General features: G+C 65.2%; 12 protein-coding genes and 2 pseudogenes. 13 read left to right on the plus strand and 1 reads right to left on the minus strand.

The annotated features are described in order from the left end of the window. Window positions 1-423 precede the first annotated feature (423 nt). The 12 genes and pseudogenes from SY26_RS16095 (at window position 424) to SY26_RS16155 (ending at window position 10,868) form a co-directional block, all read left to right on the plus strand. Window positions 424-1,362 (plus strand): DMT family transporter, encoded by a 939-nt coding sequence (locus SY26_RS16095; protein WP_052715330.1) that lies wholly within the window; start codon window positions 424-426, stop codon window positions 1,360-1,362. Continuing rightward, window positions 1,362-2,177, plus strand: coding sequence for a glycosyltransferase (locus SY26_RS16100; RefSeq protein WP_045981371.1), 816 nt, complete (start codon window positions 1,362-1,364; stop codon window positions 2,175-2,177). The genes SY26_RS16095 and SY26_RS16100 overlap by 1 nt, the downstream gene beginning before the upstream one ends. Window positions 2,178-2,433: 256 nt before the next feature. Further along, window positions 2,434-2,805, plus strand: coding sequence for a 30S ribosomal protein S12 (gene rpsL / locus SY26_RS16105; protein ID WP_042252808.1), 372 nt, complete (start codon window positions 2,434-2,436; stop codon window positions 2,803-2,805). Window positions 2,806-2,817: 12 nt separating this feature from the next. Further along, window positions 2,818-3,288: a 30S ribosomal protein S7 gene (rpsG, locus tag SY26_RS16110; protein WP_042252807.1), complete on the plus strand. Its 471-nt coding sequence runs from the start codon at window positions 2,818-2,820 to the stop codon at window positions 3,286-3,288. Between the two features lie 18 nt (window positions 3,289-3,306). After that, the gene (fusA, locus tag SY26_RS16115) at window positions 3,307-5,430 is read left to right on the plus strand and encodes an elongation factor G (RefSeq protein WP_045981370.1); all 2,124 of its coding nucleotides are present in this window, start codon (window positions 3,307-3,309) and stop codon (window positions 5,428-5,430) included. Window positions 5,431-5,491: 61 nt separating this feature from the next. Next, window positions 5,492-6,667, plus strand: a complete 1,176-nt coding sequence (gene tuf / locus SY26_RS16120; RefSeq protein WP_045983513.1) for an elongation factor Tu — start codon at window positions 5,492-5,494, stop codon at window positions 6,665-6,667. Window positions 6,668-6,874: 207 nt separating this feature from the next. Then, a complete protein-coding gene (locus tag SY26_RS16125) occupies window positions 6,875-7,162 on the plus strand; it encodes a ribbon-helix-helix domain-containing protein (RefSeq protein WP_046001342.1) in 288 nt (95 codons plus the stop codon). A gap of 92 nt (window positions 7,163-7,254) precedes the next feature. After that, window positions 7,255-7,377: pseudogene (locus tag SY26_RS20600) on the plus strand (VOC family protein); the annotation flags it as partial. Window positions 7,378-7,458: 81 nt separating this feature from the next. Further along, a protein-coding gene (locus tag SY26_RS20605; protein ID WP_127898215.1) for an IS630 family transposase occupies window positions 7,459-8,417 on the plus strand; the annotation gives its coding sequence in 2 pieces (ribosomal slippage) (window positions 7,459-7,800 and window positions 7,803-8,417; 957 coding nt in all). A 10-nt stretch (window positions 8,418-8,427) separates the two neighbouring features. Further along, window positions 8,428-8,703: pseudogene (locus tag SY26_RS16145) on the plus strand (VOC family protein); the annotation flags it as partial. Between the two features lie 57 nt (window positions 8,704-8,760). Next, complete coding sequence (locus SY26_RS16150; RefSeq protein WP_046001345.1) at window positions 8,761-9,282, plus strand: twin-arginine translocation pathway signal; 522 nt, start codon at window positions 8,761-8,763, stop codon at window positions 9,280-9,282. Window positions 9,283-9,293: 11 nt separating this feature from the next. Then, a complete protein-coding gene (locus SY26_RS16155; RefSeq protein WP_046001346.1) occupies window positions 9,294-10,868 on the plus strand; it encodes a GMC family oxidoreductase in 1,575 nt (524 codons plus the stop codon). Between the two features lie 44 nt (window positions 10,869-10,912). Here the strand turns inward: SY26_RS16155 and SY26_RS16160 are convergent, their stop codons facing one another. Then, window positions 10,913-11,413, minus strand: a complete 501-nt coding sequence (locus SY26_RS16160; protein ID WP_046001347.1) for a ferritin-like domain-containing protein — start codon at window positions 11,411-11,413, stop codon at window positions 10,913-10,915. Window positions 11,414-11,559: 146 nt separating this feature from the next. Here SY26_RS16160 and SY26_RS16165 point away from each other — a divergent pair, with 146 nt between their 5' ends. Beyond that, a complete protein-coding gene (locus SY26_RS16165; protein ID WP_046001348.1) occupies window positions 11,560-13,404 on the plus strand; it encodes an ABC transporter ATP-binding protein in 1,845 nt (614 codons plus the stop codon). Window positions 13,405-13,437: the final 33 nt, after the last annotated feature.

Raw genomic sequence — 13,437 nt, forward strand, 5'->3', positions numbered from 1 at the left:
AACCGTGATGCGCATGCAAGCCCTGGGTCTGTGCCGTTTCCCCCTGCCGGTGCAGGGCGGGTTGCAGATCGTGGCAGGAGACGTCCGGGCCCGCATGGGTCGCCATTCCGAACCCCTTACGATGCGGACGTGCCAGCGTCGTCAAACCGCCTGCATGGTCAAACCTTTCGTGCGTGATACCGATTGCGGCGATGGCGATCAGGCCGATCGGGGCCTGTCGCGTCAGCATCCTGTCACTGTCGGCAATGCCAATGCGCGAGCGTCGATCGACCGGTCCAGGGCGCAGCCGACATCCGTGCCCGCACCACGTCCCGCACGGGCAGGGCAGTCGCGGCACCCCGCGCAGGATGCCGACAGCGGGGATCCTCCGGCGGCCTGACCCGTCGCCGCAAGCCCCCTGCCATCCTGTTCCGGAAAGCCGCCATGTCCACGCCCCTGATGTCCCCACTGCGCCGCACGCGGCCCGCCTCGATCCGGCCAGAACCGCTGCAACCGGGCGACAACCTGCGCGGGGCAGGGCTGATGACGCTGTCGATGATGGGGTTCACCTGCAACGACGCGATCATCAAGTTCGTGGTCCAGGACATTCCGCTGTACCAGGCGATCACGCTGCGGGGGGTGTTCGTGCTACTGGCCCTGATGATCCTCGCGCAGCGTGCGGGGGGCCTGCGCCTGCGCATTCCGGCCCTAGCCCGCGCGCCGATGGTCCTGCGGCTGGTCGGAGAGATCGGCTCGACCCTGCTGTTCCTGAACGCGCTGCAGCGCATGGCCATCGGCGACCTGACGGCGGTGATGCAGTCGCTGCCGCTGGTGGTGATGCTGGGGGCGGCGCTGTTCTTCAAGGAGACCCTGGGCTGGCGGCGCATCCTGGCGGTGGGGGTGGGCATGCTGGGTGTGCTGATCATCCTGCGTCCAGGCAGCGGCACGTTCGGCATCTGGTCGCTGGTCGCGCTTGGGGCGATGCTGCTGGTCGCGGTGCGCGACCTGTCGACGCGCCAGTTCGGGCGCGATGTCAGTTCGAACACCATCGCGTTCTATGGCGCGGTGCTGGTCACGCTGACCGGGTTCGTCCTCAGCCTGGGTCAGGGCTGGGTGATGCCGCAGCTGTGGCACCTTGCCCTGCTGGCATTGGGCAGCGCCTTCCTGACCGTCGGTTACCTGTGCGCCGTGGCCGCCATGCGCGTCGGAGAGATCGCGGCCGTGTCGCCCTTCCGCTATACCTCGCTGCTGATGGCCATCTTTCTGGGACTGGTGATCTTCGGCGACTGGCCGGACCTCTGGACCTGGGTCGGATCGGCCCTTGTCGTGGGGGCGGGCATTTATACCATCTGGCGCGAGGCTCAACTGGGACGGCGGCGCTGATGCGGGTGCAGATGCTGGGACTGTGCCGCTTTTCCTATCTGGGACTGCGCGGCTATCAGGTCGAACATGACAGCATCGCGGCGCGCCGTGCCTATCTGTACGATCCCGACCGGCTGGCCCGGCGCTGGCTGTGGTTCCAGACCGTGGCCCTGCCGGGTTGGCTGGCGCAGACCGATCCAGACTTCACGCTGGTGATCATGACCGGGCCGGACCTGCCCGAACCCTGGCTGGGCCAGCTGCGCGACCTGTGCGACCGGGTGCCGCAGCTGCGCCTGTCGCTGGTGCCAGCGATGGACTATCACCTGGAGGCCTGTCACGCGGCGGTGGCGCCGCATCTGGATCCGGATGCGCAGGTGATCGGTCATTTCCGCCATGACGACGACGACGCGGTGGCGGTCGATTACATCGCCCGTGCGCGCGCCGATTTCGCGCGCGTCAGCCCGCTGTGGCAGGTCGAGGGCAAGCTGTCGCTAGACTATGGCCGCGGCCTGATCATCGCGGCGCGCGACGGTCAGCTGAAGATCACCCCGCGGATCTGTCACAACATGGGGGTGGCGCTGACCATCTTCCTGGCGCCCGACGCGCCGCGGACAGCGCTGCATTTCAACCACACCAAGCTGGCGCAGTGGATGCCGGGGGTTCAGGTGACGCGACCCCTGATGTTCATCCGCTCGATTCATGCCGACAGCGATTCCGGCGACATGGGGCCGGGGCTGCCCTGGCAGCCCGAGGAAGGCACGATGAACAGGCTGCTGCGCAGCCGTTTCGGCCTGCGCCGGGCGGATCTGGCCGCGCTGGCGCGCAGCCTGGGCTAGGCCGCGGGGGCCATGGGGGCTTGTTGACAGGGGCGGGGATTCCCCCTATGACCACGCGACCCGGCGGGAAACCGCATCGGGTGCCAGAACCTGTGAGGTCAGGGTCCGGGCAGAACAGCCTCGATCCTCTGGAATTATGCCCGTCAGCCCTTTATGGGCGGGACGGGCTTGGCATTTTGCGATTCGCGCAGGATGCCGTCGAGAAGCGGCGCAACCGGTGGGTTGCGAGTATTGACAGAGCAAGACGGGGAACCGAATGCCGACGATCCAACAGCTGATCCGCAAGCCGCGGCAGCCGAGAGTGCAGCGGTCTAAATCCATGCACCTTCAGGGCTGCCCGCAGAAACGCGGTGTCTGCACGCGCGTCTACACCACGACGCCGAAGAAACCGAACTCCGCTATGCGTAAGGTGGCCAAGGTCCGCCTGACGAATGGCTTCGAGGTCATCTCCTACATCCCGGGCGAAAAGCACAACCTGCAGGAACATAGCGTCGTGCTGATCCGCGGCGGCCGCGTCAAGGACCTTCCGGGTGTCCGTTACCACATCCTGCGCGGTGTGCTGGATACCCAGGGCGTCAAAGACCGTCGTCAGCGTCGTTCGAAATACGGCGCGAAGCGTCCGAAGTAAGGAGAGGCATCCATGTCACGTCGTCACGCCGCTGAGAAGCGCGATGTCCTGCCCGACGCCAAGTATGGCGATCGCGTGCTGACCAAATTCATGAACAACCTGATGGTTGACGGCAAGAAGTCGATTGCCGAGCGGATCGTCTACAACGCGCTGGAGCGCGTCGAGACCCGCCTCAAGCGCGAGCCCATCGAGGTCTTCCACGAGGCGCTGGAAAACGTGAAGCCATCCGTTGAGGTGCGTTCGCGCCGCGTCGGTGGTGCCACGTACCAGGTCCCGGTCGAAGTCCGTCCGATCCGCCGCGAGGCGCTGGCCATCCGCTGGCTGATCACGGCCGCGGCCAAGCGCAACGAGAACACGATGGAAGAGCGCCTTGCGGGCGAGCTGTCCGATGCCGTCAACGGCCGCGGAACCGCCGTCAAGAAGCGCGAAGACACGCACAAGATGGCCGACGCCAACAAGGCGTTCAGCCACTACCGCTGGTAAGGCGAAAGGATCCAATTCATGGCACGCGAATATCAGCTTCCGCGTTATCGCAACTTCGGCATCATGGCCCACATCGATGCCGGCAAGACGACGACGACCGAGCGCATCCTTTACTACACCGGCAAGTCGCACAAGATCGGCGAAGTGCATGACGGCGCTGCGACCATGGACTGGATGGAGCAAGAGCAGGAGCGCGGCATCACGATCACGTCTGCCGCGACCACCACGTTCTGGCAGCGTCAGGAAGACCCCACCACCGAGGGGACTTCGGACACGAAGTACCGCTTCAACATCATCGACACCCCCGGCCACGTGGACTTCACCATCGAGGTCGAGCGTTCGCTGGCGGTTCTGGACGGCGCGATCTGCCTGCTGGACGCCAACGCCGGCGTCGAGCCGCAGACCGAGACCGTCTGGCGTCAGGCCGACCGTTACAAGGTTCCGCGGATCGTGTTCGTCAACAAGATGGACAAGATCGGCGCGGACTTCTTCAACTGCGTCCGCATGATCAAGGACCGCACCGGCGGCATCCCGTGCCCGATCGCCCTGCCGATCGGCGCCGAGGACAAGCTGGAAGGCATCGTCGACCTGATCAAGATGGAAGAGTGGGTGTGGGAAGGCGAAGATCTGGGCGCATCCTGGGTCCGCAAGCCCATCCGTGACGAGCTGAAGGACCTGGCCGACGAGTGGCGCTCGAACATGATCGAGCTGGCCGTCGAGATGGACGACGCCGCCATGGAAGCCTACCTGGAGGGCAACGAGCCCGACGAGGAGACGCTGCGCGCGCTGATCCGCAAGGGCACGCTGTCGCTGTCGTTCTTCCCCGTTACCGCAGGTTCGGCGTTCAAGAACAAGGGCGTTCAGCCCCTGCTGAACGCTGTCATCGACTTCCTGCCGAACCCGCTGGACGTGCCGGCCTACATGGGCTTCACCCCGGGCGACGAGACCGAGACGCGTAATATCGAACGCCGTGCGGACGATGCGATGCCCTTCTCGGGCCTGGCGTTCAAGATCATGAACGACCCGTTCGTCGGCTCGCTGACCTTCACGCGCATCTATTCGGGCGTGATGAAGAAGGGCGATCAGTTGTTGAACGCCACCAAGGGCAAGCGCGAGCGCGTCGGCCGCATGATGATGATGCACTCGATCAACCGCGAGGAGATCGAGGAGGCCTTTGCAGGCGACATCATCGCGCTGGCCGGTCTGAAGGACACCACCACGGGCGACACCCTGTGCGATCCGGCCAAGCCGGTGGTCCTCGAGACCATGACCTTCCCCGAGCCGGTGATCGAGATCGCCGTCGAGCCCAAGTCGAAGGCCGACCAGGAGAAGATGGGCCTGGCCCTTCAGCGCCTGTCGGCGGAAGACCCGTCCTTCCGTGTGGAAACCGATCTTGAATCGGGCCAGACGATCATGAAGGGCATGGGCGAACTTCACCTCGACATCCTGGTCGACCGCATGAAGCGCGAGTTCAAGGTCGAGGCGAACATCGGTGCGCCGCAGGTGGCCTATCGCGAGACCATCTCGCAGTCGGCAGACATCGACTACACGCACAAGAAGCAGACCGGTGGTACGGGCCAGTTCGCCCGCATCAAGCTGACCATCACCCCGACCGAGCCGGGCGAAGGCTATTCGTTCGAATCGAAGATCGTGGGCGGTGCGGTGCCGAAGGAATACATCCCCGGCGTCGAGAAGGGCATCAAGTCCGTCATGGACTCGGGTCCCTTGGCAGGCTTCCCGGTCATCGACTTCAAGGTCGCGCTGACGGACGGTGCGTTCCACGACGTCGACTCCTCGGTCCTGGCGTTCGAGATCGCGGCCCGCGCCGCGATGCGCGAAGGCCTGCGCAAGGCCGGCGCCAAGCTGCTGGAGCCGATCATGAAGGTCGAGGTCGTCACGCCGGAAGAGTATACCGGTTCGATCATCGGCGACCTGACCAGCCGCCGTGGCATGGTCCGGGGGCAGGACAGCCGCGGCAACGCGAACGTCATCGACGCCTTCGTGCCGCTGGCCAACATGTTCGGCTACATCAACAACCTGCGTTCGATGTCGTCCGGCCGTGCTGTGTTCTCGATGCAGTTCGACCACTACGAGGCCGTTCCGCAGAACATCTCGGACGAGATCCAGAAGAAATACGCCTGATCTTGCGGCGGGGCGTCACGCCCCGCCACTTTACAAGCATTGAAGAACAAGGAGCCATTCCATGGCAAAGGCAAAGTTTGAACGGAACAAACCGCACGTCAACATCGGCACGATCGGCCACGTTGACCACGGCAAGACGACGCTGACGGCGGCCATCACGAAGTACTTCGGCGAATTCCGCGCCTATGACCAGATCGACGGCGCGCCCGAAGAGAAGGCCCGCGGGATCACGATCTCGACCGCGCACGTGGAATACGAATCCGAGACGCGCCACTATGCGCATGTCGACTGCCCGGGCCACGCCGACTACGTCAAGAACATGATCACCGGTGCCGCCCAGATGGACGGCGCGATCCTGGTCGTGAACGCCGCCGACGGCCCGATGCCGCAGACGCGCGAGCACATCCTGCTGGGTCGCCAGGTGGGCATCCCCTACATGGTCGTCTACCTGAACAAGGTCGACCAGGTGGATGACGAGGAACTGCTGGAACTGGTCGAGATGGAAGTCCGCGAGCTGCTGAGCTCGTACGACTATCCGGGCGACGACATCCCGATCATCAAGGGTTCGGCGCTGGCAGCCATGGAAGGCCGCGACAACGCCATCGGCGAGGATTCGATCCGCGCGCTGATCGCCGCCGTCGACGAGTACATCCCGACCCCCGAGCGTGCGATCGACCAGCCGTTCCTGCTGCCGATCGAGGACGTGTTCTCGATCTCGGGCCGCGGCACCGTGGTCACCGGCCGCATCGAGCGCGGCGCGGTCAACGTGGGCGACGAACTGGAGATCGTGGGCATCCGCGACACCAAGAAGACCACCTGCACGGGCGTCGAGATGTTCCGCAAGCTGCTGGACCGCGGTGAGGCCGGCGACAACGTGGGCGTCCTGCTGCGCGGCATCGACCGTGACGGCGTCGAGCGCGGCCAGGTCCTGGTCAAGCCGAAGTCGGTCACCCCGCACACCCAGTTCGAGGCCGAGGCCTACATCCTGACCAAGGAAGAAGGCGGCCGCCACACGCCGTTCTTCGCGAACTACCGCCCGCAGTTCTACTTCCGGACCACGGACGTCACCGGCACCGTCAAGCTGCCCGAGGGCACCGAGATGGTGATGCCCGGCGACAACCTGAAGTTCGAGGTCGAGCTGATCGCCCCGATCGCGATGGAAGAGAAGCTGCGCTTCGCCATCCGCGAAGGCGGCCGTACCGTCGGCGCAGGCGTCGTCTCCAAGATCATCAAGTGATCCAGGGCCCGAACGGGCCAGGGAATGCTGATGCTGCCGGATGATCCTCTCGGGGATATCGCGGCGGACAGGGCCACCCTTCGGGGTGGCCCTTGTCGTTTGCGGCTGGCGAGGGTGCCAATATGGATGACATGACCAAAAAGTCGCGTTGACCGAAGCGGGGCCGCGCGCGAGACTGCAGGTCAGGAACAGGACAAGATCAAGCTGATGTGCCAGATCTTTGCCGGGCAGCACCCGGACCGCTATGAGACCGTCACCCGCCGTTTGCGCCTGAACGGCCAGTCGACTTCGATCCGGCTGGAGCGTGCATTCTGGTGCATCTTGGACCGCATCGCCGCCCGCGAAGGCGTGACGACGCCCGCCTTCATCTCCAAGCTGCACGCCGAAGTGCTGGAGCTGCACGGAGAGGCGCGGAACTTCACCTCGCTGCTGCGCTGCGCCTGTACGATCTATCTGGGCGAGGACGACGTCGCCCCGGCGATCGCCGCAGAGTGACGCGAATATTTTCGCTGTAGTAATCCGATACTACCCGGCCCGTCCCCAAGCCCCTAGCCTCGATCAGGCAAGACACGTGCAGGGAGGGCCAGATGGCCAAGTACATCCACTCGATGATCCGCGTTCTGGACGAGGCGGCCTCGGTCGATTTCTATGACCGCTGCTTTGGACTGAAGGTGGCCGAGCGGCTGGATTTCGAAAAATTCACGCTGATCTAGAGCGTTTCTGCAAAACCCGGAATCATGGGATTTTCATAGGGGTCTGCTTGTGATTCATCCTTTCTAGGAGGATGGATCATGTCAGCACCTTTACCGAATGCGCTGCGTGCGCGGTTCAAGGCTTGTCTCGAAGAGGGTTTGAGTGGGCGAGCTGCCGCGGCGCGATTGATGCTCTCGCCTGCGACGGGGTCTCGTTGGGCCCGGGCAATTCGGCAGCACGGGGATGCAGTGCCCGCGCCGCAGGGGCGGCCACGCGGGCGCGGAAAGCTTGCGCCGCATCAGGCCTTTTTTGAAGAGCTGGTCGCCCAGGATCCGGATATCACGCTCTATGAATTGCGCGATGCGCTGGCCATGGCCGAGGGCGTGAAGGTTCATCACTCCTCGATTGCGGCTCTGCTCAAGCGGCTTGGTTTCACCTATAAAAAAAATCGTTGGTGGCCTCCGAACAGCACCGCGCCCGTGTAAAACAAGCCCGGCACGAGTGGCAGGAGCGGCGCATTCCCTTTATGCGTCGCCAGCCCGAACGGCTGGTGTTCATTGACGAAACCTCCGTGAAGACGAACCTGACCCGACTGCGAGGGCGCGCCTGCCGCGGCCAGCGGTTGCGGATGGACGCGCCTTTCGGTGGCTGGGGCACACAGACCTTCATCGCAGGCCTCACGTCGGAGGGGCTCATTGCGCCCTGGGTGATCAAAGGCGCGATGGATGGCTCCGCCTTTGCGACCTATGTCCGCGATGTCCTGACCCCGGAACTGACGCCCGGCACGGTCGTCATCCTCGACAACCTGGCCACTCATCGCAACGTCGAGGCCGCCGAAGCCATCCGTGACGCCAAGTGTTGGTTCCTGTATCTGCCGCCCTATTCACCCGACCTGAACCCCATCGAGCAGGCTTTCTCGAAGCTGAAGGCGCATCTCCGCAAAATGGGCGCACGAACCTTCGATGACCTGTTCAAAGCCCTTGGTGACATCTGCAGCATGTTCTCACCCCAGGAGTGCTGGAACTACTTCCACGCGGCAGGGTATGTATCAGGTTAATACAGAAACGCTTTATCTGTCCAATGGCGAAAGCGGGACCGAGCTGGAGCTGACCGTCAACAAGGGCCGCACCGAGCCCTATGACCTGGGCGACGGCTATGGGCACGTGGCCTTTTCGGTCGACGATGTCGACGCGACCCACGCCCGGTTGGAGGAGATCGGCTTTGCCCCTCGCAAGCTGGTCGATTTCGCGCCGGGCGGCGAGGTGATCGCCCGCTTCTTCTTTATCAAGGACCCGGACGGATACGAGATCGAGGTCCTGCAGCGGGGCGGCCGCTACAGCTGATCAGCCTGCCGCGCCCTTGGGAGGGGGCGCGGGACCACATCAAGGGAGGAGGAACCCATGTCTGAACCAACGACCAAGGGCCTGACCCGTCGGGCGCTGCTGTCGCGGGCCGTCGCGGCGGGCGCGCTGGCAGTGGCCGGCGCAGGCTTCATCGCGGCCCCCGACGCGGCCTGGGCCGTCGAGGTGACCGCGATCAGCGAGCACGAGATGGCCACGCTGCTGCAGATGGCCCGCGACATCTATCCGCATGATCGCGTGGGCGACCGCTTCTATGCGATCGCGATCAAGGGATACGACACCGCCGAGAACCAGCCCATGGTGGCCGAGGGCATCGCCGCGCTGGACGCCGCCGCGCAGGCGGCCGGGCATGACGACTATGTCTCGATCGGGTGGGAGCAGGACCGCGTGGCGATCCTGCGCGGGATGGAGGACAGCGCGTTCTTCCAGACCGTCCGGGGCGGGCTGGTGACCGGTCTCTACAACCAGAAAGAGGTCTGGCCGATCTTCGGCTATGAGGGAGAGAGCTTCTCCCAGGGCGGCTACATCTATCGTGGCTTTGACGACATCGACTGGCTGTAAGGGGGCGGATCATGGCTACGGCAGCGAAATTCGAACTGACCGACGACAGCGTGGTCGTCATCATCGGCACCGGCGCGGGCGGCGGCGTGCTGGCCAACGAACTGGCGCAGAAGGGCGTCAAGGTCGTGGCGCTGGAGGCGGGCGGGCGCTATCTGCCCGAAGACTATATCAACGATGAATGGGAAAGCTTTGGCCAGCTGGCCTGGACCGATCCGCGCACGACCAGCGGTGACTGGCGCGTGGCCAAGGATTTCAGCGGCTTGCCCGCCTGGATCGTCAAGGCGGTTGGCGGCACCACGACCCATTGGGCGGGTGCCTCGATCCGGTTCCAGGAACATGAATGGAAGGCCCTGACCACCTATGGCGCGGTCGAGGGGGCGAACCTTCTGGACTGGCCCATCGACGCGGCCGAGATGGCGCCCTGGTACGAGAAGGCCGAGGCCAAGCTGGCCGTCACCCGGACCGGCGACTTTCCGGGCCTGCCGGGCAGCAACAACTACAAGGTGTTCGAGGCGGGGGCCAAGGCCATCGGCTATACCGAGGTCTCGACCGGGCGCATGGCGATCAACAGCATCGACAATGACGAACGGCCGGCCTGCCAGCAGACGGGGTTCTGTTTCCAGGGCTGCAAATGGGGCGCCAAGTGGTCGGCCGCCTATACCGACATCCCCAAGGGCGAGGCGACCGGCAACCTTGAGGTCCGCGACCACGCCCATGTGGCCCGCATCCTGCACAACGACCAGGGCCGCGTGACAGGGGTCGAGTATTTCGACAAGGACGGCGCCCTGCAGTTCCAGGCCGCGCGCATCGTGGCAGTGGCGGGCAACAGCTTTGAAAGCCCGCGGCTGCTGCTGAATTCCGCCAGCGAGATGTTCCCCGACGGTCTGGCCAACAGCAGCGGTCAGGTGGGACGCAACTACATGCGCCACACGACCGGGTCGGTCTATGGCATCTTCGAAAAACCCGTGCGCATGTGGCGGGGTACGACCATGGCCGGCATCATGCAGGACGAGGCGCGCCACGATCCCTCCCGCGGCTTCGTCGGCGGATACGAGCTGGAGACCCTGGCCTTGGGCTTGCCCTTCATGGCGGCCTTCCTGGACCCAGGACGGTGGGGGCGCGAGTTCACGACCGCCCTGGACCAGTACGAATACATGGCCGGGCTGTGGATCGTCGGAGAGGACATGCCGCAGGAGACGAACCGCGTCACCCTGTCGGACACGGTCGACAAGTTCGGCCTGAAGGTCGCCAACGTGAACTTCAGCGACCATCCCAACGACGTGGCGATGCGCAATCACGCCTATGAGCGGGGGCAGGCGATGTACCGGGCGATGGGGGCCACGCGGACCCTGTCGACGCCTCCCTATCCGTCCACGCACAACCTTGGGACCAACCGCATGTCGGAGCGACCGGAGGACGGCGTGGTCAACAAATGGGGGCAGACGCACGACATCGCGAACCTGTTCGTGTCCGATGGCAGCCAGTTCACGACGGGCGCGGCGGAAAACCCGACCCTGACCATCGTCGCGCTGGCGATCCGTCAGGCGGACCATATCGCCAAGGAAATGGCCGCAGGCACGATCTGAAAAAGACGACCGCCCGGGGATGTCCTCCGGGCGGTCATAGTGGATCAGCCGTTGGCGGCCTTCTGGTTGACGCCGCCCTCGGCGATGCGGGTCATGTGCTTGTCGCCGTCGCGGGTGCTCTCCAGGCATTCCTGCAGAACGCCGCCATCGGCATCCAGGTCCAGGCGGTTGGCAAAGCTGCGCACGCAGCCATAGCCCGCGATCGCGTAATGGGTCAGGCGCTGATACTGGGTGATGATGGCCGCGTCGCGGACGTCGTCATCACCGAAATCGGCCTGCAGCGCGTGCTTGCGGGCCTCGGTCACCAGACCTTCCATGCCCTTGCAGTGCTCTCCGGTGGGGTCAACGCCGTGCTGGCTGCACAGGGTCGCCAGATGCTCCATGCCGCGGGCGATGCCTTCGTTGCCGGCGATCAGCGCCTCGGCCAGTTCGCGCGACTTGGCGACGCGACCCATCTCGGTCACGACGGGCATGGACTGCTTGCAGGCGGAATACAGGTCCTGCAGCTGGTCCAGATACAGGTCCTTGAGGGAATTCATGGTCATGATACGGCCTTTCTCATGGTGCTGGATGACCAACGATCCCCGGCCCGCCCCGTTCCATCGCGGTGGCAAAGATCGCCCCTGCGCGCTTGACTTTGCGGGCGGTCCGGGTCAGCACTGCGGCCCCTTCAGCAGCGGAGGACATCCCCATGTTCGCCTGGTTCGAACGACGCATCGACCCCTATCCCGACCAGACCCCGACCATGCCCCCGTCGGGATTGTGGCGGTTCGTGCTGCATTACAGTCGCGGCACGCTGCCCTGGCTGGTGCTGCTGGCCGTGGGATCGGGCCTGATCGCGCTGATCGAGGTGGCGCTGTTCGGCTGGCTGGGCCAGCTGATCGACCAGCTAGCAGACACCCCGCGAGAGGTCTTCTGGGACCGTCATGGCGGCAGCATCGCGCTGATGGCGCTGGTGCTGCTGGTGGTGATGCCGGCGCTGAACGTAGTGACATCGCTGGTCCTGCACCAGTCGCTGATGGGCAATTTCCCGCAGCGCATCCGCTGGCAGGCGCATCGCTGGCTGCTGCGCCAGTCGGTCGGCTACTTCCAGGACGAATTCGCGGGCCGCATCGCGCAGCGCCTGATGCAGACCGCGCTGGCCGTGCGCGAGGTGTCCATGAAGATCATGGACGTGGGCAGCTATGTGCTGATCTATTTCCTGGGCGCGATGGTGCTGGCCGCCAGCCAGGACTGGCGTCTGGCCTTGCCCTTCCTGGTCTGGGCCGCGGCCTACGGCGCGCTGCTGTGGTATGTCGTGCCGCGCCTTGGCCGCGTGGCGCAGGAGCAGGCCGATGCCCGCAGTGCGATGACCGGACGCATCGTCGACAGCTATACCAACATCGCGACGGTCAAGCTGTTCTCTCATTCCGACCGGGAGGAGGCGTGGATGCACCAGGGCATGCACCGGTTCCTGGGCACCGTCCACGCGCAGATGCGCCTGTCCAGCCTGCAGGACATGGTGCTGAACCTGCTGAACGTCTGGCTGGTCGCGGCGGTGGCCGGGCTTGGGCTGTGGCTGTGGACGCAGGGGCTGATCGCGGTCGGGGCGGTGGCCATCGCGGTGCCGCTGGCCCTGCGGCTGAACAACATGTCGCACTGGATCATGTGGGAATTCGCCGCCCTGTTCGAAAATATCGGCACCGTGCGCGACGGTATCACCAGCCTGTCCCTGCCACGAGAGGTGCGCGACGCGCCGGGGGCGCAGCCGCTGCTGCCCGGTCCGGCGGCGGTGCGGTTCGACAACGTCACCTTCCGCTATGGCGGTGCTGCGGGGGCGCAGCCGATGGCGGTGCTGGACGACCTGACGCTGCATCTGCGGCCCGGTGAACGGGTGGGCTTGGTGGGCCGGTCGGGCGCGGGAAAATCGACGCTGATCAATCTGCTGCTGCGCTTTCACGACATCGACGCGGGGCGCATCACCATCGACGGCCAGGACATCGCGCAGGTGACCCAGGACAGCCTGCGCGCGGCCATCGGCGTGGTCACGCAGGACAGTTCGCTGCTGCACCGGTCGGTGCGCGAGAACATCGCCTATGGCCGCCCCGACGCGACCTCGGATCAGATCGACCACGCCCTGCGCATGGCCGAGGCGGACGGGTTCGTCCCGTCCCTGTCCGACAGCCAGGGACGGCAGGGACTGGATGCCCATGTGGGCGAACGCGGCGTCAAGCTGTCGGGCGGCCAGCGCCAGCGCATCGCCATCGCGCGGGTCGCGTTGAAGAACGCGCCGATCCTGATCCTGGACGAGGCCACAAGCGCCCTGGACAGCGAGGTCGAGGCCGCGATCCAGTCCCGGCTGGAGGCACTGATGCAGGGCAAGACGGTCATCGCCATCGCGCATCGCCTGTCCACCATCGCCGCGATGGACCGGCTGGTGGTCATGGACCAGGGCCGGATCGTCGAACAGGGCAGCCATGCCGAACTGCTGGAACGCGACGGCCTGTACGCCCGGCTGTGGCATCGCCAGTCCGGCGGTTTCCTGGCCGCGGACTGAGGGCAGGACGTGAAAAAGGCCCCGGCGCGATGC

Source organism: Paracoccus sp. 228, assembly GCF_000967825.1.
Lineage (GTDB): Bacteria > Pseudomonadota > Alphaproteobacteria > Rhodobacterales > Rhodobacteraceae > Paracoccus > Paracoccus marcusii.